Source organism: Sessilibacter corallicola, assembly GCF_021290925.1.
In the GTDB taxonomy this organism is placed as follows: Bacteria; Pseudomonadota; Gammaproteobacteria; order Pseudomonadales; family Cellvibrionaceae; genus Sessilibacter; species Sessilibacter corallicola.
Window position 1 is genome coordinate 853,292 of record NZ_JAJSLX010000001.1, and the last position, 20,374, is coordinate 873,665.

Below are 20,374 nucleotides of genomic sequence, written 5' to 3' on the forward strand. Positions count from 1 at the left end.
ACTGATGCCGAAATAAAACCTTTTAGTTTGACCGACCGATCCCAATGTATTTAAGGCCCATTTCTTCTAAACGGAACGGGTTATACATATTACGACCATCGACAATCAGCGGCTCATTCAAACTTGATTTTATGAATTCAAAATCAGGCGCCCAAAAAGCTTTCCATTCAGTACAAATAATCAACGCATCGGCATTGGATAAACACGCTTCTTTAGTGCCCATCAACTGCAAATCTTCGCGTGAACCGTAAATACGTTGAGTTTCTTGCATAGCCTCTGGATCATAAGCTTTTACAGTTGCACCGGCTTGCCAAAGAGCTTCCATCAAAACGCGACTGGAAGCCTCGCGCATATCATCTGTTTTAGGCTTAAACGCTAGCCCCCAAATGGCGAAGGTTCGACCTTTTAAATCGCCATTGAAATAATTGTTCACCTTATCGAACAATCGCTCTTTTTGACGACCATTGACCGACTCAACAGCTTCTAATAACTCGGGTTGATAGCCGACGTGCTTTGCCGTAGACACCAATGCCTTAACATCCTTCGGAAAACAAGAACCGCCATAACCGCAGCCAGGGTAAATAAATTGATAGCCAATTCTTGGATCGGAACCAATTCCCTGTCGAACACGCTCGATATCAGCGCCGACGTATTCAGCGATGTTAGCAACTTCATTAATAAAGCTAATTTTAGTCGCAAGCATTGCATTGGCCGCATACTTTGTAAGCTCCGCCGAGCGTACATCCATAAACATTAAGCGGTCATGGTTGCGGTTGAAAGGAGCGTAAAGCTCCTGCATTGCCGACTCAACAAATGAAGAATTTGTTCCGACAATGATTCTGTCGGGTTTAAGGAAGTCAGAAACCGCAGCGCCTTCTTTTAGGAATTCAGGATTAGAGGCAACATGATAAGGTACAGACACATCTCGCGTTGAAAACACGCTATCCAACTGGGCTCGAACCTTATCCGACGTACCAACCGGCACCGTTGATTTGGTGACAACTACGGCCTCATGGTTCAAATATTGGCCGATGGTTTCAGCGACCTTTAAGACATAACGCAAATCGGCAGAACCATCCTCATCCGGTGGTGTGCCTACTGCAATAAACTGAACGGTACCAAAAGCAACCGCTTCTTCAGCGTTAGTTGTGAATTTCAAGCGACCTTCACTGAAATTCGATTTAACAATACTTTCTAGTCCAGGTTCATAAATAGGAATCTGACCGTTTTTCAGGTTCTCAATTTTGGATTCATCGACATCCACGCACATCACACTGTGGCCTACTTCCGCCAAACAAGCGCCTGTGACCAATCCCACATAGCCAGTTCCAAATACGGTTACTTTCACCTAATTTCCGCCTTTCATTTCAATAATCCAAGCTCAAAACGAATAAAATTCATACAAAAACACACTGAGCTAAACTCGAATTATGCTTGATCTCAGCAACCATTCCTACGATTGAAACAAAATTCCACACGCAATCTTCCACAAATTTCAAACAACCTTGTCGAAAGAAACGGATTTTACAAACTGGCACAAAGACAAACCTGATTAATGATTTAAGCGCCAAAATCGACAAGAAGAGAAATAAAAAGCCAAGGTTGACCAAAAAAAGTGAGATTAACTAAGTTATTCGTACACTATTCACTTGTAATATTTGATCAAAACGTAAAACTTTCTGCTGAGCTTAAATTGACCAATGTCGTCTAAATCAACATATATTGACGCTTTAAGCGACATTTTTGATAAATGACTCACATTTCTTTACTTTGATTCAAAAACTAGCAGATATGACGGGTAGACCAAGTTACTATCTAAAAATGAGAACCGGTTAATTGACAAATAAATAAATTGTTAAATTAAAAATAGTTTCTTTTATTTTCTGCAATTAAATTCAATTGAATTACTGCAAACAAAAGACGTCCAGCACAATGTGCCTGAGCAACAACCAGCCCTATGTGCTTTTTTTAAAACGGAGAGGTCTTTGATCTCCATTTTGTTTTAACCTGCATACCGCGCTATAAGGAAGTTCATGAATATACCTGGATTACAATCAGCCCATTACCCCAATAACAGTGCCAAGCCCTATTCTGTAAAGGAGTCATCACCTAACCTGCCGCTGGCCTTTATTTCTGATTTATCTGGTTTTGCTGGCCAAATTTTACCGGCACTACTGCAAAACGAACTCGGTTGTGAGTGCACACAATTCGAATTCACAGCACCGCTTGTCGACTCAGCTGACCTCGTTGTTATCGACTGCCAAAACATTGAACCTAAACAAATTAGCATTTGGTTACAAAAAAACTTGAATCGCTGTAAATCAATCGCGTTGGTGAAAATGCCTCACGATACGAAATACGAGCACTTGATTGAGTGGCCCAAAGTTAATGGAATGTTTTATCTTGAAGCAACAGATGAACAAATTGCACAAGGCATAAGACGCGTGCTACTTGGTGACTACTGGCTGCCACGCAGATTGCTCAATGCTCACCTTGAGAAATCAAGAGAATCACACCACGGAAAGATTGATGTTCAATTAACACCAAGAGAGAGTGAAATTTTAAAACTTATTAAACGCAGCGCAACGAATGCGGAAATTGGAGAAAAGCTCAGCTTAAGTGAGAATACGGTGAAAAGTCATCTTTACAAAGCCTATAAAAAAATAGGTGTAGTAAATCGCCTTGACGCCTGCAACTGGGCAAGATTAAACATAGAATAAATCTGTAAACTTTAAATTTAACTGCTGTATCTACAACTAAAATTATAATTATTTTAAACACTTTTTAATGATCCAAGTGTTTTCGACCTCTGAAAAAGTTAATTACTATAAATAAAATTTAAAGCCCATGTTTGCAGCCGGTAATAGGATATACCGGCCACAAATATCTTAATTAAAATAAAAAAGTAATTTTAAAATATACAAATCCCAACAGCAGACGGACCATTTTTTTCATAAAGGTCACGAGTGACCAATATATTTGAGAATATTCCCAAACTCGCCATGATAGAGCCACCAACCCAGGAAGAGATTTTTCGATCTGGGGGAGCAATAACATTTATTTTCATAGTTGCTGGCGCCAAGGCCGAAAGCTCTTTATGAACTCGCTCAGCTATCCCAGGAAAACTGGTATTAAAACCACCCAAAACAATATTGGCGTAATAATGTTTCCGGTCATCAACATCACATTTCATGATAGAGTTGTATATTGTTTCGGATAAGCCCGGCGCTTCCATGCCAACTAGTTCAGGCTTCATCATTAACTCTGGCGCCTTAAATAATTCAGAACTCAACGTAACGGTTGCACCATTTTCCAACGTTAAAGAATGTTGGGCAACTTCTTTTTTAAGCTCATCTTCATAAGAATAAGCGATATAGCCGTGACTTTCTTTTAATTGATTAATTGCTTTAACGTCATTAGGACTAACTGCATGACCTTTATCACGAATGGATTTAACCAAATTATCGGTAACGTCTTGCCCACCAAGATCCAAACGAATATCTCCATGTGCCTTTAAATGACCATCTAAAATAGGCACGACGTGAGTAACACCACCGCCAGAATGAGCAACGAGACCTGTATTTCGACCCACAGCAAACAATGACATTATTGTATTAGTACAAACACTCACTGCTGGAACATTGAGCTTATCGAAAAATACAGTAAGTATATTCTGACGGTCACTTTTTGTGGTTAAAGGTTTGACAGTAAGCAACACTGGACTGGAAGAAGGATCAACACCCAACTTCTCAAATGTATAGCGCCACAACTCCACCATATCGTCCCAGTTATCAATAATACCGTGCTCTAACGGACAGTTAACAGCGAGCGTTCCTGTTTTTGCAGCAGCTTCTTCACCGCAAAAAACTTCGCTACCCGATCGAGCAACCAGCGCAGGAATAATAACCTTTGGCGCATCCTCACCATTAAATCCTGCCTGAATATAATTAGTTCCATTATCGATAATAACGGTTTTCCCTGACATACAATTTTCCTTACTTCTCTAATTCACGTTAGTAGGTTTAAAGGAATAATAAGTGCCTCCGATATAACCATTCAAGCAAGATAAGAAGGGGTTTACATTTGAGCCAATAACATTACATTCGTACTAATTAATTATAAATATTAAAAAGAAACTAATGATTAAATTGAAAGGCTGAAAGATAAAGAATTATAAATTCAGAAAAACTGCGCTATGAATAAAAATAAAAAAAGACGGGAAATATATTTAGACAAGAAGAAAAGCCGAAACAACATTTAAGTTTCGGCTTTCTTTAAATTACTTGGCTTTTGCAAGCATAGGCTTAAGAAAACGCCCGGTGTGTGAGTGTTTTAATTTAGCGACTTGCTCTGGCGTTCCTTCGGCGATAATTTCTCCACCGCCGCTGCCACCTTCAGGTCCCAAATCAACGAGCCAATCCGCCGTTTTTATTACATCAAGATTATGCTCAATTACAACAACGGTGTTACCGTGGTCACGTAATCTATGCAATACAGAAAGTAATAACTCAATATCTTGGAAGTGCAAGCCGGTCGTTGGTTCGTCCAAAATATATAAGGTTTTTCCGGTATCGCGTTTAGACAGTTCACGCGCTAATTTTACTCGCTGCGCCTCACCGCCTGATAACGTTGTTGCCGCTTGGCCCAAACGCAAATAACTCAGGCCAACATCCATTAATGTTTGTAGTTTTTTAGCGATGGAAGGAATGGCATCAAAAAATTCACGTGCGTCTTCAACGGTCATTTCCAACACTTCGTGAATACTTTTGCCTTTGTATTTAACCTCAAGCGTTTCTCGGTTGTACCGCTTGCCATGACAAACATCGCACGGAACGTAAATATCTGGCAAAAAGTGCATCTCTACTTTAACAACACCGTCACCTTGGCAAGCCTCACAGCGCCCACCTTTTACGTTAAAACTGAAACGCCCCGCTTTGTAGCCACGTGAACGGGCTTCTTGAGTTCCGGCAAACAATTCTCGTACGGGGGTAAAGATACCGGTATAGGTTGCCGGGTTAGAACGCGGGGTTCTACCGATAGGACTTTGGTCAATATCAACGCATTTATCGAGATGGTTCAAGCCGTCGATAGATTCGTACGCAGCGGGTTTAAGCGTAGTTGCCTTGTTCAGTTCCGTAGCAGCTAACGGGTATAAAGTCGCATTAATTAGCGTAGATTTTCCCGAACCAGAAACACCGGTGACACAAGTCATCAACCCGATCGGAATATTTAATTCGACATTATTTAAGTTATTGCCGCTGGCTCCGGTAATGGTGAGAAATTTTTCATCGTCAATGGGTGTGCGTTTTTTGGGAACCGCAATTTGTTTTTTACCGGATAAATATTTACCCGTAACAGATTTGCTGTCTCTCATGATTTGCGCGGGCGTTCCCTGAGAAACAATTTCCCCACCGTGAACGCCTGCACCAGGGCCAATATCAACTACGTAGTCCGCAAGTCGAATGGCGTCTTCGTCGTGTTCAACGACAATAACGGTATTACCCAAATCTCTCAAATGATTCAGTGTGTTGAGTAAACGTTCGTTATCTCTCTGATGCAAACCGATGGATGGCTCATCAAGAATATACATAACACCCACTAAGCCAGCACCAATCTGACTGGCCAAACGAATTCGCTGTGCTTCACCACCGGAGAGTGTCTCTGCACTTCGGCTGAGTGTTAAATAATTTAAACCAACATCAACCAAAAAACGTAATCGCTCGCGCAACTCTTTAAGAATTTTTTCGGCAATTTTTTCCCGAGCACCGCTAAATTTTAGATCTGTGAAATAGTCAAAAGCTTCTTCAACGGGCAGCTCGGTAATATCGGGTAATGTTCGATTGTCGATAAAGACATTTCGAGCGTCTCGTCTTAATCTGGCGCCACCGCACTCTGGACATTTTTGGCTGGACATAAACTTAACCAGCTCTTCACGAACCATACTCGATTCAGTATCTCGATAACGGCGCTCCATATTGGGGATAACACCTTCAAAGGTGTGCGTCCTTGAGATGACATCACCACGGTCGTTGACATAACTGAAATCGATCTCCTGATTACCCGACCCGTACAAAATAACCTTTTTGTATTTTTTGGCTAATTTTGACCATGGCACATCAACATCAAAACCGTAATGCTCGGCTAATGAGTTGAGCATGTGAAAATAATAAACGTTGCGTTTATCCCAACCTCGAATAGCACCTTCAGAAAGAGAAGAGGTTTCGTATTGAATTACTTTTTCTTCATCAAAATATTGCTTAACCCCTAAACCGTCGCAGCTTGGGCAAGCGCCTGCGGGATTATTAAAAGAAAAGAGACGAGGTTCTAGCTCAGCAAGTGCATAATCACATATGGGGCAAGCGTGTTTTGCAGAAAACGTTTTTTCTTCAATAACTTCATCCATGTCGGCGACAAGCACGGAGCCCTCGCCCAACACTAACGCGGTTTCGAAAGATTCCGCCAATCGTTGCTGCAAATCGCCACGGACTTTAAAACGATCCACAACAACATCAATACTGTGTTTTCGACGCTTATCTAATTTTGGTGCTTCGTCTAGATCGACGACAATGCCATCGATACGAGCACGAATGTAACCTTCGCGCTTAAGCTGCTCAAACACATGCAGATGCTCACCTTTACGATCGCGAACAACCGGCGCAAGCAGCATAAGTTTGCTGCCTTCTGGTAAGGACAACACTTGGTCGACCATTTCGCTAACGGTTTGTGCAGTTAAGGGCTCTCCGTGAATGGGGCATCGCGGCTCTCCCACACGAGCGTAGAGCAATCGCAAGTAATCATAGATTTCGGTAATCGTACCAACGGTAGAGCGAGGGTTATGGGACGTAGATTTCTGCTCAATAGAAATGGCCGGGCTGAGACCTTCAACATGATCGACATCCGGCTTTTCCATCATCGACAAGAATTGACGGGCGTAAGTTGAAAGTGATTCAACGTATCGCCGTTGACCCTCAGCGTAAAGCGTATCGAACGCTAACGATGATTTACCCGATCCGGATAAACCCGTGATGACGATTAGCTTATCTCTCGGAAGGTCTAGATCGATATTTTTTAAGTTGTGGGTTCTCGCGCCACGAACAATGATGGTATCCACGAAGTTCCTTACATACTGCGGTAGATTTTAGCCGAAACGACTAGTATACGACGTTCCGCAAGATTTGAGTGTTAATCTATTAATACTTACGCCTGTAATACGTAAATGAGATGGTATTAGGTTAAGGGATATCGGGTGCAGAGTGCACCCGAAGAAAGGAAAGCGAGTTACACTCGGCCGTACATATCTTTAAATCGAACAATGTCATCCTCGCCGAGATAACTTCCAGACTGAACTTCAATCAGCTCTAATGGAATACTGCCGGGGTTTTTTAGTTGGTGGCGCTGACCAATTGGAATGTATGTGGATTGATTTTCGGTCAGCAGTATTTCATCGTCACCGTTGACGACAGCAGCGGTCCCTGACACAACGATCCAATGCTCCGCCCTATGATGATGCATTTGCAAGGAAAGCTCAGCACCGGGACGAACGACGATACGCTTAACCTGGAAGCGCTCGCCAAAATCGATGGAGTCGTAGTATCCCCAAGGACGATAAACTTTCCTGTGAACCTTTGCTTCCGAGCGAGATTGACTCTTCAACGATTTAACAATCGATTTAACTTCTTGTACTTTATCTTTGCTAGCCACCATCAATGAATCATCGGTATCGACAATCACCATGTCATCAACACCAACCGTTGCGATTAATTTTTTATCGGCTTGAATGTAACAATTTCGGCTATCGTGAATGAGTACATCACCTTTTGACGTGTTACCGTGCTCATCTTTTTCTGACACATCCCAAAGCGCTGACCAAGAGCCAACATCACTCCAGCCTGCATCCAAAGGCACAACAACCGCAGAATCGGTTTTTTCCATCACTGCATAATCAATTGAATCTTCTGGACAGGCTTCAAAAGATTCTTTGTTAACTCGCGTAAAATCCAAATCGATATTGGCGTTATCGAGCGATGCCTTGCACGCAGCGAGCATTTCAGGATTAAATTTTTCTAGCTCTTCAATATAACGGGTAGGCTTAAACATAAACATGCCGCTATTCCAGTAATACTCGCCAGAATCTAGATAACGTTGAGCAACCTCTGCGTCCGGCTTTTCAACAAATTGCTGAACACCGAAAACATTTTCAGTAACACTATCACTGCGTTTAATGTATCCATAACCGGTTTCTGGAGCAGTCGGAACAACCCCGAAAGTGACAAGCTTTCCAGCTTCGGCCTGCTGAGCTGCAATTGCAATTGCCTGATGAAAAACTTGCTCATGCTCAATGACGTGATCAGCCGGTAATATCAGCATTACTGAGTCATCACCTTTTGCAATCAGGGCCAACGCTGCCAAAGCAATTGCAGGAGCAGTATTGCGACCGACCGGCTCCAAAATAATGCCTGCTGGAGTATGACCACAGGCTCGCAATTGTTCGGCAACCATAAAGCGATGATTTTCGTTACAAATTACCCAAGGTCGTGCGAGTTCCTCAATACCATCAAGTCGACTTACGGTTTCTTGAACCATGGTCATATCAGAAGTTAACGGTAGAAATTGCTTGGGATATTGAGAGCGTGAATATGGCCAAAGCCTCGTCCCTGAACCACCAGATAAAACCACGGGTATCATGTATTTACTCCTTAATAAATGATGTCTGGCTAGTATTTCCAAAAAATACTAAAACCACCGAAACGCTGTAAAAACCAATAATGGCGCTTGAATGTCACTAAAACAAATATATTGTTCTTATATATTAAACAGTTTACAAACCAAAGCGAACTCCTACTAGTAGGATGGCATTCGACAGGTACAGTTCAAGCAACGTAAACTGCACCCCAGAAATACATTAACTCATTAATTGTTACGTTACGCATTAGCGGGAGCAGATCCATGGAAGTGATTAAAACCAAACTTGACGGTGTCGTGATTATAAAACCTAAAGTATTTGGCGATGATCGAGGCTTTTTTCTAGAAACATTTCAGCAAGAACGCTACAGAGAACTTGCCGGAATTGATCTTCCATTCGTTCAAGACAATCATTCAAGATCAACCAAAGGTGTTCTAAGAGGTCTTCATTTTCAAAAAACAAAACCTCAAGGTAAATTAGTACGCGTTGTTCGCGGTGAAGTTTACGATGTAGCGGTCGACATTAACCCAAGCTCCCCAACCTTTGGCCAATACGAAGGTGTTATTCTCAGCGAAACAAATAAGGCTCAATTTTGGGTTCCACCAGGCTACGCGCACGGCTTTGCAGTACTGAGTGAAACCGCCGACTTTGAATATAAGTGTACCGACTTCTACGATCCATCCGACGAAGGCGGGTTAATTTGGAACGACCCAACAGTCGCTATCGACTGGCCTCTCGAAAATCCCAGTCTTTCTGAAAAAGACGCTGTTTTACCCACATTGAAAGAGCTTTTTCCTAGCCATTCCTAATTCATCTTACTCAACATCAAGGATTACAATGAAAATATTAGTGTTTGGCGGAAAAGGTCAACTTGGAACTCATTTAGTCAATGAAGCCTCGAGTGCAGGTCATTCTACCATTGCAATGGACCGCGACGACGCCGATTTTTCGAATCCGCAATCCATAGAAAAAGCCATCTGTGAAAACAATCCCGATATCGTTGTCAATTGTTGTGCTTACACAGCAGTAGACAAAGCCGAGGAAGAAACTGAGTTGGCAGACGCCGTAAATCACTTAGGAGTGTTAGCTCTCGCTAAAGCCACGGGTCAGCGCTCAATTCCTGTCATACATATATCCACAGACTATGTTTATTCAGGGCAAAGCGAAGCACCCTATGTAGAAACCGCAGCAACTGCACCTCTTAGCGTCTACGGTAAAACGAAATTAGCGGGTGATTTGGCACTTGCTGACAACAACCCTAAACACGTGATTTTACGGACCAGCTGGGTATTTGGGGAATTCGGCAATAACTTTGTAAAAACGATGTTGCGTCTAGCCGAAACAAGAAACGAACTTAATGTAGTCGCAGATCAAAAAGGCAAACCAACCTACACGGGTGATATCGTTGCCGCTATTTTGGCGACCATCAAAAAGATACAAGCTGGTGACATCAATTGGGGGATATACCATTGTTCAAGTGCGGGAGAAACCACTTGGTGTGAATTCGCACAAGCCATTTTTGAACAAGCTAAAGCCAAGGGCTTGATCGACAAAGCGATGAATGTTCACCCAATACCAACATCGCAATACCCTACACCCGCGCCGCGCCCGCTCTATTCTGTTCTAGATACCGGAAAACTGGAAGCTGAACTTAATATGACACTTCCTAATTGGCAACTCGGATTAGAAAAACTATTGGATTACCTCCAAACAGAAAACGGATAATTAAATACCCTTGTGGCAATGCTTATGGAATTCTCCTAAAGCCAAGAGTTCGGTTTTACTGGTTGGCGAAGAACCTAGCGCTACGTTTCTTTCCAATCGGTAAAACCAGACAAGCCAATAGGTTCGATCTATCCCTTCGTAATAACCTGTTGTTAAACATTATCTATAATCACTTCAAACGCATCTTCGAAAGATCATTTTTAATTCAGATTCAACCAAGACAGCATGTTGGCATTTTGCTAGCATGAGCGCCCTTTAAAATTTGCCCTCCTTACCTGTTAGAGGAAAAGATGTTTAACCTCTTAGATCAACGTCCTACAAACGTTAAAAACGATATTCTATCGGGAATTACTGTTGCTCTTGCCCTAGTTCCTGAAGCTGTGGCTTTCGCATTTATTGCAGGCCTAGAACCCATGGTCGGTCTTTATGCCGCTTTCATGATGGGACTGGTAACGTCAATTTTCGGTGGTCGCCCTGGAATGATTTCTGGCGCTACTGGTGCAACTGCGGTCGTCATGGTGTCCTTAGTACTTGCCCATGGTGCGCAATACTTATTCGCAGCGGTCTTTTTAGCTGGGGTGCTGCAAATCCTTGCGGGTGTTTTAAAGCTCGGAAAATTTATTCGAATTGTGCCCCATCCCGTTATGTTAGGGTTTGTAAACGGGCTGGCTATCGTGATTTTCCTCTCTCAATTGGGTTTATTTGAATACGAAGTGACCGAAGGAGTATGGAATTATCTGCAAGGTGAAGAATTATTGGTGATGGGCACACTGATTGTTGCCACCATGCTGATCATGCAATTTCTACCTAAGTTCACCAAAGCAGTACCTGCAGGCCTAGTAGCAATTGTGAGCGTTACCCTAGCCGTGGTTTTACTCGATTTACCTGCTCGCTCGGTTATCGATTTTGTGGCCGACAAGCTACCTGAATCAGAAGCTGCAAGCGCTTCACTGCAAGGCACACTACCGAGCTTTGCCATCCCTCTGGTTCCATTTACCTTAGAAACCCTTTGGATCATCCTTCCTTACTCAGCAATCATCGCGGCAGTCGGTTTGATTGAATCTCTGCTGACATTATCGCTCATAGACGAACTTACCAATACACGAGGACGCGGCAACAAAGAATGTATTGGTCAAGGTTTAGCAAACTCAGTCAATGGTGTATTCGGTGGCATGGGTGGTTGCGCCATGATTGGTCAGAGTATGATCAACATAAACAATGGCGGTAGAGGCCGATTATCGGGTATTACCGCGGCCTTAGTGCTTTTAGGCTTTATTCTATTCGCAGCACCGTTGATTGAAATGATTCCATTAGCAGCTCTAGTAGGGGTTATGTTTATGGTGGTTCTTGGCACATTCGAATGGTCAAGCTTGCGAATTATTCGCAAAATCCCAATTACAGATGCATTCGTTATCATTTTGGTGTCAGGTATTACTGTGGCGTTTGACCTTGCGATTGCGGTGATAGTCGGTGTTATTGTTTCAGCATTGGTGTTTGCCTGGAAACACGCGCAACACATATACGCGGACGTTAGCTTTGATAACGAAGGCAGAAAAATCTACGATTTAAGAGGCCCGGTGTTTTTTGGCTCTGTGAGTAACTTTAAAGATATATTCGATATTGAAAACGACCCGAAAGAGGTCATTATTGAATTCCGTAGATCCCGAGTCAGTGATCACTCAGGAATTGATGCTCTAGATACGATCGCAGAAAAATACCAAGCAGCAGGCAAAAACCTACACTTAAGGCATCTTAGCCCTGAATGTCGAGAGCTGCTCGAAAAGGCCGGCGATCTTTGTGAAATTAATGTACTTGAAGATCCAACTTACCACGTTGCTTCCGACAAGCTCGCCTAATAAAGGAAACTGCCTGAGTTCAACGCGGCTCAGGCAGTGCTACCAAACAAAAGTATTCTAAAACCTCTTTTATACCCGCGCTATAACCTCTCCTAGAATCTCATATCATCCATAAAACCCTGGCAGATATTTCTACTGAAGAAAAACTAGAGACACACAATTTCTCTTCAAACTTCCTAAAGTACGTTAACAAATCAACTCAAAGCCACAAAAAAAGGCGCTATTAGCGCCTTTTTATTTATCTGTTGGACTTACGTCTAGTAAGCATTTTTACCAGTGAAGCCTTTAAAAACAGTCATAAAGATAATTTTTAAATCCCAGGCTACCGACCAGTTACGAATATACTGAAGATCGAACTCAACTCGACGTTCCATCTTATCCAACGTATCAGTTTCTCCACGAGCACCATTCACCTGCGCCCAACCAGTAATGCCTGGTTTGATCTTATGACGCAACATGTAACCCGAAATTTGCTCTCTGTATAGCTCATTGTGAGCAACGGCGTGCGGCCTAGGGCCGACAATTGACATGGTCCCCTCAAGAACATTCAGGAATTGCGGTAACTCATCCAATGATGTTCTTCTCAAAAACCCACCGAGCTTCGTAATCCGAGTATCGTTCTTCTGAGCCTGTTTGATTTCTGCAGTATTGTCTTCGCACACTGTCATCGATCGAAACTTCCACATCTTAAACGGACGACCGTCCAAACCATAACGGGTCTGTCTGAAGAAGATAGGTCCTTTGGAAGTTAGTTTTACGGCTGCAGCGATTAACAGCATAGGACCACTGATCAAAGCCAATATAATCAGCGCCAAAACAATATCCTCCATGCGTTTCAACATGGACATTGTTCCCCGGTTTGGCTCACCGACGATACCTATGGCAGGAATACCGTTTAGATTCACAGTTCGAGCGTGTAAGAGATCGAACATAAATACATCAGGGATGATATAAACAGACGTTGCAGACGTTGCTAATCTCTTGATAATCCACTGGATACGCTCTTCGCCGCGCATTGGGATTGTCAGATAAACTTGGTCAATTTTACCTGCACGAGCTTCGGAAATTAAATCGGAGAAATCGCCCGCTAAAGGACAGTTTTTCGCTCCTGAATCACTTCTGCAAGTTTGGTTTGGCTCTAGCGGCTCACTTGAAGGGTTTTGACGGTCATCGTAAAAACCACGAATAACATAACCGCCCCAGGTACATTTTTGTAATCTGTGCGCGACTTCTAAGGCCAGCTCTCCGCTTCCAACAATTGCTACGCTGCGAGTGTTGTAGCCATTATCACGAAGCTTTTGCAGCAATACCCTTGCAGAAACCCGCCAACCAAGTAATAAGGCAAGTGTAATGATGAACCACAGAGAAAACTGCGGCCACGCAAACAAACTTTCTCCGAGGTTGGTAATGCTTCCTATAGCCAGAATAAAAACGAAACTCGCCAGCCAACAAAAAGTAACTTGTTTGGCCTCTGCCCACATGGTTTCAGAACGCCAAGACCTATAAATTTCTGCAAACTCAGCGGAAAACTGCAAACAAATTACAGCCCCTAGTGCAGCAATTAAATAAGCTTGTGGTAGTGATTCAAGTGATAGGAATGCGGTAATTACCACACCGGTAATAACGAGTGCACAGTCGACGACACGTGCGAGTAAAGCAAACAAGGAGCTGTGCGGCTTAACCACTCCTTTGGATTGTAATTCCATGGTGAACCCTCTCCCTAGCAAAGTATTTCTTGTACAGGATGGTCAAACAGGCCTAGATATCACTGATACTTACTTTGAATTTCCAATTTCATAGAGTGAATATTAGCAAACATAGTAAGTGCTAACTACATCACATAAAAACTTTTACGTTCTCTTAAACATTACCTTACAACATTGAATTTGGAATGTACTTCACAGAAACAACTATACAAACTGAGCTAGACCAATTCAACAGAGTTGTAACTTATGGAGGGTCTAAAATAAATCATCAGACCATAATATAGGACGAACGGACAAACAGCTGGATAAACGAACTTCCTTATTACTTACAAATGTCCTAAGTACGCTTTTTGAGTATCCATAAGTGAATAATACTAAAATTAAGTTTCATTCATATACCTCAAACGTAAAACACCGAGCATACGCTCGGTGTTTTACAATTAGGCGAGAAGAATAAGTCAGATCTTATTCTTCAACAGCTTCCGCTTCTACTGGACGATCAACCAGTTCCACATAAGCCATTGGTGCTTTATCACCTGTACGGAAGCCACATTTCAAAATTCGAATGTAACCACCTGGACGGTCTTGATATCGAGGACCGATTTCGGTGAATAATTTACCAACAACTGCATCATTACGAACTCGCGAAAAAGCTAGACGGCGATTAGCAACGCTGTCTTTCTTAGCAAGTGTAATCAAAGGTTCTGCAACACGACGCAATTCTTTTGCTTTTGGCAAAGTTGTTTTAATCAACTCGTGCTCAACAAGAGATGCTGCCATATTGCTGAACATCGCTTTACGATGTGAACTGTTTCGATTCAGTTTACGGCCACTTTTACGATGACGCATGACTCTAAATCCTATAAGTGTATTGCTATCACAGCAATGAGTTTAATCAGCGAGGGACGATTCGTCCCTGCTCGTGTTAGTCGTCGTTACGTAAACTAGCCGGTGGCCAATTCTCTAAACGCATACCTAATGACAATCCACGAGTCGCCAATATGTCTTTAATTTCTGTAAGAGACTTTTTACCCAAATTAGGGGTTTTCAAAAGCTCAACCTCAGTACGCTGAATCAAATCACCAATGTAGTAGATATTTTCGGCTTTTAGGCAGTTCGCAGAACGAACAGTAAGCTCAAGATCATCTACAGGGCGTAACAGCACTGGATCAACTTCTTCTTGTTTCTCTTCAGGCTCAGATTGCTTCTCACCTTCAAGGTCAACAAACACAGCAAGTTGCTGTTGAAGAATAGTTGCAGCTCGACGAATAGCTTCTTCTGGATCAATTGTGCCGTCTGTTTCTAAATCAAGCACAAGGCGATCCAAATCCGTACGTTGCTCAACACGAGCACTTTCAACACTGTAAGCTAAACGCTTAACTGGGCTGTAAGTTGCGTCAAGTTGTAAACGGCCAATCGCACGGGTTTCTTCTTCGTCGTTAACACGAGCGTCAGCAGGCTGGTAGCCTCGACCACGTGCTACAGTGAGTTTCATATTTAAGTCAACATCACCGGTAATAGTAGCGATTACATGCTCAGGATTGATAATTTCAACTTCATGATCAACCTGGATGTCTCCCGCAGTAACCACACCAGGACCGCGTTTAGTCAAACTTAAAGTTGCTTGATCCTTACCATGCATCACGACTGCAACGCCTTTAAGGTTCAAAAGAATTTCGATTACATCCTCTTGAACACCTTCAATGGCGCTGTATTCGTGGAGTACACCAGAAATTTCAGCCTCAATGATTGCGCATCCAGGCATGGATGAAAGCAAAATACGGCGCAATGCGTTTCCTAGAGTATGGCCAAAACCACGCTCAAGAGGCTCAAGCACCACTTTAGCGTGATTTGTACTAAGATCACTTACGTCGATTGTTTTTGGAGTTAAAAATTCGCTAACAGCACTCTGCATAGTCGTACCTTATAAGTGGTTGATACCTTACTTCGAGTAAAGCTCCACGATTAGATTCTCGTTGATCTCAGCAGGTAAATCGCTACGATCAGGCTTACGCTTAAATGTGCCTTCTTTCTTTTCAGAATTAACGTCGACCCATTCAACATCAGCGCGTTGACGAGATAACTCTAAAGCGTTAGTGATACGCAATTGATTTTTCGCACGATCACGCACAGCGACAACGTCACCTACTTTGATTTGGTAAGATGGAATGTTAACCACTGCACCATTAACCAAAATAGATTTATGAGAAACTAATTGACGAGACTCAGAGCGTGTCGAGCCAAAGCCCATGCGATAAACAACGTTATCTAAACGACACTCTAGTAATTGAAGCAGGTTTTCACCAGTTGCACCTTTAATACGTGCTGCTTCTTTGTAGTAAGAACGGAATTGCTTTTCTAACAAACCGTAAATTCTACGAACTTTTTGCTTTTCACGTAGCTGAACACCGTAATCAGACAAACGACCGCGACGACCGCCGTGCTGACCAGGAGTGGTTTCAAGCTTACATTTAGAATCTAATGGGCGAGCGCCACTTTTAAGGAACAGGTCAGTTCCTTCACGGCGAGCCAGTTTACATTTTGGACCAATATAACGTGCCATCTTCTATAATCCCCCTTATACGCGACGCTTTTTAGGTGGACGACAGCCGTTGTGAGGAATTGGCGTCACATCGGTAATGTTAGTTACTTTAAAACCAACATTATTAAGTGCACGAACCGCTGATTCACGACCAGGGCCAGGGCCTTTAACTTCAACGTCTACGTTTTTCAAGCCATACTCTTTAGCAGCTTCACCAGCACGCTCTGCAGCAACCTGCGCAGCGAATGGAGTACTCTTACGAGAGCCACGGAAACCAGAACCACCTGCAGTAGCCCAGCTTAGAGTATTACCTTGACGATCGGTAATGGTAACAATTGTGTTGTTAAACGACGCGTGAATATGTGCAACGCCATCAACAACCGTCTTTTTCACTTTTTTACGAGTGGTTTTATTACTTGGCTTTGCCATGCAATTTTCCTTCGTTCGGTTGAATACTAAATTTAATTAGTATTATTTCTTGATGGGTTTACGCGGACCTTTACGGGTTCTCGCATTCGTTTTGGTTCTTTGACCACGTAACGGAAGGTTACGACGGTGCCTGATTCCACGGAAACAACCCAAGTCCATCAAACGCTTGATGTTCATTGAGACTTCACGTCGAAGATCACCTTCTACAGTCAATTTCGCCACTTCTTCACGCACCGCATCCATCTGAGATTCAGATAGATCACCAATCTTTGTGCTTTCAGCAATACCAGTTGCTGCACAAATTTGCTTTGCGGTAGTCTTACCAACGCCGTAAACGTAAGTAAGAGAAATAACGGCATGTTTATGATCTGGTATATTGACACCAGCAATACGAGCCATTCAAGTTACTCCACAAGATATTAAATTTCGGTATTAACAGCAGTTAATAGGCACCCAACTGTAGTGCTATTCATTTATATGTTCATTAAATGAAACTCGAACCGAGTCAGAACAAGGATTCGAAACCACTTGCAAGTGATTCAGAAACCTAAAATGATCTACATCACCGCCTAAAAAAGGTGCGCAAGGATACCTATCTAACTACAAAAAATCAATAGCCTGATGATTTCTCATTCAGACGACAGTTAATACCCCTCTTCAATAAGTAAACGCGCAGCATATGCCGCGCGTTTACTATCGAAACGTTTCAGGTCTAGCCTTGACGTTGCTTATGACGTGGTTCTGCACTGCAAATAACTCGTAATACACCATTACGACGAATCATTTTGCAATTACGACACATCTTTTTAACGGAAGCTCTAACTTTCATAATACAACCTCAATACTGATCAGCGAGCCATGCCGCTGCCATAACCTTTTAAATTTGATTTCTTCATCAGCGAATCATATTGGCTTGACATCAAATGAGATTGCACTTGAGCCATAAAGTCCATTACCACAACTACTGCAATCAATAGTGAAGTACCACCAAGATAGAAAGGTACATCTGTTGCCAATATTAAGAACTGAGGTAATAAACATACCGCTGCAATATAAATCGCACCCACAAGTGTTAATCGAGTTAACACTTTATCGATATATTTAGCTGTATGGTCACCAGGTCGGATACCGGGAACATAAGCTCCTGATTTTTTCAGGTTATCTGCAACTTCTTTCGGATTAAACATAAGAGCCGTATAGAAGAAACAGAAGAACACAATCATCGCCACAAACAAGATAAGGTTCAGTGGCTGACCGGGACCAATCAATAAAGCAAATTCTTGCAAAAAGTCTGAGCTTGTACCTTCGGTACTGTTACCAAACCATTGAGCAATTGTTGCAGGGAAAAGCAAAATAGTACTCGCAAAGATAGCAGGAATAACACCGGCCATATTTACCTTCAACGGAAGGTGACTGCTTTGAGCCGCAAATACCTTTTTACCTCGTTGCTGTTTGGCATAGTTTACCGTAATTCTGCGTTGGCCGCGCTCCATACGAACCACAAACCAAACAACTGCAATTGCGATAAAACAAACAATCAACAAAGCGAAAATACTTAAATCACCTTGACGAGATGACTCAGCTGCTTGACCAACTGCCGCTGGGATACCAGCAACAATACCGGCAAAAATAAGCATTGATATACCGTTTCCGATACCGCGTTCTGTCACTTGCTCACCAAGCCACATCATGAACACCGCACCAGTTACCAGAGAAACAACAGCGACGAAATAGAAACTGAAGTCTGCGGAATAAGCGAAACCTTGCGCTAGACCGACTGACATCCCAATCGCCTGAATTGTTGCCAAAATAACTGTTAAGTAACGTGTATATTGACTAATTTTTCTTCGACCAGCATCACCTTCTTTTTTCAACTGCTCTAAAGAAGGGGTAACTGCCGACATCAACTGCATAATAATAGAGGCAGAGATATACGGCATAATCCCAAGCGCAAGAATACTCATACGCTCAAGTGCACCGCCGGAAAACATATTAAACAGCCCAAGAATAGTGCCTTGGTTTTGATTGAACAGATCAGAAACACGATCTGGATCAATTCCTGGCACTGGGATGTGAGTCCCAATTCTATAGACAATAATTGCTAAAAATAGAAACCTCAGACGGGCCCATAATTCCGACAGGCCCTTTTGGTCTCCAAATGGTAAGCCACCCGCGTTTGCCATTGGTTCCCCCAAATATTTAAATACCGAACGCTAAAAGCGTATGGCTACGGGATTAGTCTTCTATCTTGCCGCCAGCAGCTTCGATTGCAGCCTTAGCGCCTTTAGTAGCACTAATACCTTTCAAAGTTACCGCTTTATTAATTTCGCCAGATAAAAATACTTTAGCTCGCTTGATAATAGAAGTTACTAAGCCCGCTTTGGCCAACGCTTCTATATCGATCACATCAGCATCTACTTTGTTCAATTCTGATAAGCGAATTTCTGCAGTTACGCGTCCAATACGAGAAGTAAAACCGAATTTTGGAAGACGCTTCTGCAAAGGCATTTGACCACCCTCGAAACCCGGCTTAACCGAGCCACCCGAGCGAGACTTCAAACCTTTATGACCACGACCACCGGTTTTACCAACACCACTACCGATACCGCGACCAACACGCTTTTTACTTGATACCCGGCCAGGTGCTGGGCTAAGAGTATTTAATTTCATATTACTCACCTTCAACCTTAACCAGATAGTTAACCCTGTTGATCATGCCGCGAGTTGATGGAGTATCCTCAACTTCAACAGTGTGACCAATGCGACGAAGACCCAAACCTAAAAGGCAAGCTTGGTGTGCTTTAAGACGACCAGCTCCGCTCTTTACTTGAGTCACTTTAACAGTTTTATTAGCCATGGTAATTCCACCTAGTCGAGCGGCTCGAGGCCGCTCATAAACCTTTAGCCAGTAATCTCTTCCACAGTTTTGCCACGCTTAGCAGCTACTGACTCTGGAGACGCCATTTGTTGCAATGCTTTGAACGTTGCACGAACAACATTAACTGGGTTAGTTGAACCGTAACATTTTGCCAAAACGTTCTGTACACCAGCAATTTCAAGAACAGCACGCATCGCACCACCGGCGATAACACCAGTACCTTGAGATGCAGGTTGCATGTAAACTTTTGATGCAGAGTGGCGACCTTTAGTTGGGTATTGAATGGTATCACCGTCCAAATCAACTTGGATCATGTTACGACGCGCCGCTTCCATAGCCTTCTGAATTGCTTGAGGCACTTCACGAGCTTTACCACGACCAAAACCAACTTTACCGTTTCCATCACCAACAACAGTTAATGCTGTAAAAGTGAAGATACGACCACCTTTTACTGTTTTAGCAACACGGTTTACTTCGACTAGCTTCTCTTGTAAACCTTCATCTTGTTGTTGCTGTGCGCCATTGCGCTCGTCTTTTTTATCTTTAGCCATTTTT

Annotated in this window: 19 protein-coding genes; 4 read left to right on the forward strand and 15 right to left on the reverse strand. The window is 42.8% G+C overall.

Going from position 1 to position 20,374, the window contains the following annotated elements:
- Positions 1-22: 22 nt before the first annotated feature.
- Entirely contained in the window at positions 23-1,348 is a 1,326-nt protein-coding gene (locus tag LU361_RS03500) for a UDP-glucose dehydrogenase family protein (RefSeq protein WP_233086928.1), read from the reverse strand.
- 685 nt (positions 1,349-2,033) lie between these two features.
- On the opposite strand from LU361_RS03500, the gene LU361_RS03505 reads away from it, so the two are divergent.
- On the forward strand, positions 2,034-2,720 hold the full coding sequence (locus LU361_RS03505) for a LuxR C-terminal-related transcriptional regulator (protein WP_233086929.1): 687 nt from the start codon (positions 2,034-2,036) through the stop codon (positions 2,718-2,720).
- 191 nt (positions 2,721-2,911) lie between these two features.
- Here LU361_RS03505 and LU361_RS03510 read toward each other — a convergent pair whose 3' ends face one another.
- The 3 genes from LU361_RS03510 to LU361_RS03520 form a co-directional block, all read right to left on the reverse strand.
- Positions 2,912-3,985, reverse strand: a complete 1,074-nt coding sequence (locus tag LU361_RS03510) for an actin family protein (protein ID WP_233086930.1) — start codon at positions 3,983-3,985, stop codon at positions 2,912-2,914.
- A gap of 294 nt (positions 3,986-4,279) precedes the next feature.
- A complete protein-coding gene (gene uvrA, locus LU361_RS03515; RefSeq protein WP_233086931.1) occupies positions 4,280-7,111 on the reverse strand; it encodes an excinuclease ABC subunit UvrA in 2,832 nt (943 codons plus the stop codon).
- A gap of 167 nt (positions 7,112-7,278) precedes the next feature.
- Positions 7,279-8,685, reverse strand: a complete 1,407-nt coding sequence (locus LU361_RS03520; RefSeq protein ID WP_233086932.1) for a mannose-1-phosphate guanylyltransferase/mannose-6-phosphate isomerase — start codon at positions 8,683-8,685, stop codon at positions 7,279-7,281.
- A 261-nt stretch (positions 8,686-8,946) separates the two neighbouring features.
- Between LU361_RS03520 and rfbC the strand changes: the two genes are divergently transcribed.
- The 3 genes from rfbC (at position 8,947) to LU361_RS03535 (ending at position 12,264) form a co-directional block, all read left to right on the forward strand.
- Entirely contained in the window at positions 8,947-9,492 is a 546-nt protein-coding gene (gene rfbC, locus LU361_RS03525; RefSeq protein ID WP_233086933.1) for a dTDP-4-dehydrorhamnose 3,5-epimerase, read from the forward strand.
- Between the two features lie 28 nt (positions 9,493-9,520).
- The gene (gene rfbD, locus LU361_RS03530; protein WP_233086934.1) at positions 9,521-10,408 is read left to right on the forward strand and encodes a dTDP-4-dehydrorhamnose reductase; all 888 of its coding nucleotides are present in this window, start codon (positions 9,521-9,523) and stop codon (positions 10,406-10,408) included.
- 290 nt (positions 10,409-10,698) lie between these two features.
- Entirely contained in the window at positions 10,699-12,264 is a 1,566-nt protein-coding gene (locus LU361_RS03535) for a SulP family inorganic anion transporter (RefSeq protein ID WP_233086935.1), read from the forward strand.
- A gap of 257 nt (positions 12,265-12,521) precedes the next feature.
- On the opposite strand, the gene LU361_RS03540 is transcribed toward LU361_RS03535, so the two are convergent.
- The 11 genes from LU361_RS03540 to rpsE all read right to left on the reverse strand — a co-directional run bounded on the left by LU361_RS03540 (position 12,522) and on the right by rpsE (position 20,370).
- Positions 12,522-13,970, reverse strand: coding sequence for an undecaprenyl-phosphate glucose phosphotransferase (locus LU361_RS03540; RefSeq protein WP_233086936.1), 1,449 nt, complete (start codon positions 13,968-13,970; stop codon positions 12,522-12,524).
- Positions 13,971-14,435: 465 nt separating this feature from the next.
- A complete protein-coding gene (gene rplQ / locus LU361_RS03545; RefSeq protein WP_233086937.1) occupies positions 14,436-14,819 on the reverse strand; it encodes a 50S ribosomal protein L17 in 384 nt (127 codons plus the stop codon).
- Between the two features lie 76 nt (positions 14,820-14,895).
- On the reverse strand, positions 14,896-15,885 hold the full coding sequence (locus LU361_RS03550; protein ID WP_233086938.1) for a DNA-directed RNA polymerase subunit alpha: 990 nt from the start codon (positions 15,883-15,885) through the stop codon (positions 14,896-14,898).
- Between the two features lie 27 nt (positions 15,886-15,912).
- Positions 15,913-16,533: a 30S ribosomal protein S4 gene (gene rpsD / locus LU361_RS03555; RefSeq protein ID WP_233086939.1), complete on the reverse strand. Its 621-nt coding sequence runs from the start codon at positions 16,531-16,533 to the stop codon at positions 15,913-15,915.
- A gap of 15 nt (positions 16,534-16,548) precedes the next feature.
- Positions 16,549-16,941 carry a 30S ribosomal protein S11 gene (rpsK, locus tag LU361_RS03560; protein ID WP_233086940.1) on the reverse strand — a complete coding sequence of 131 codons (393 nt, stop codon included), beginning with the start codon at positions 16,939-16,941 and terminating at the stop codon, positions 16,549-16,551.
- Positions 16,942-16,983: 42 nt separating this feature from the next.
- Complete coding sequence (gene rpsM, locus LU361_RS03565) at positions 16,984-17,340, reverse strand: 30S ribosomal protein S13 (protein ID WP_233086941.1); 357 nt, start codon at positions 17,338-17,340, stop codon at positions 16,984-16,986.
- A gap of 313 nt (positions 17,341-17,653) precedes the next feature.
- Positions 17,654-17,770 (reverse strand): 50S ribosomal protein L36, encoded by a 117-nt coding sequence (gene rpmJ, locus LU361_RS03570; protein WP_233086942.1) that lies wholly within the window; start codon positions 17,768-17,770, stop codon positions 17,654-17,656.
- 19 nt (positions 17,771-17,789) lie between these two features.
- A complete protein-coding gene (gene secY, locus LU361_RS03575; RefSeq protein WP_233086943.1) occupies positions 17,790-19,124 on the reverse strand; it encodes a preprotein translocase subunit SecY in 1,335 nt (444 codons plus the stop codon).
- A gap of 52 nt (positions 19,125-19,176) precedes the next feature.
- A complete protein-coding gene (gene rplO, locus LU361_RS03580) occupies positions 19,177-19,611 on the reverse strand; it encodes a 50S ribosomal protein L15 (protein WP_233086944.1) in 435 nt (144 codons plus the stop codon).
- 1 nt (position 19,612) lies between these two features.
- Positions 19,613-19,798 carry a 50S ribosomal protein L30 gene (rpmD, locus tag LU361_RS03585; protein WP_233086945.1) on the reverse strand — a complete coding sequence of 62 codons (186 nt, stop codon included), beginning with the start codon at positions 19,796-19,798 and terminating at the stop codon, positions 19,613-19,615.
- A 44-nt stretch (positions 19,799-19,842) separates the two neighbouring features.
- Complete coding sequence (gene rpsE, locus LU361_RS03590; RefSeq protein ID WP_233086946.1) at positions 19,843-20,370, reverse strand: 30S ribosomal protein S5; 528 nt, start codon at positions 20,368-20,370, stop codon at positions 19,843-19,845.
- Positions 20,371-20,374: the final 4 nt, after the last annotated feature.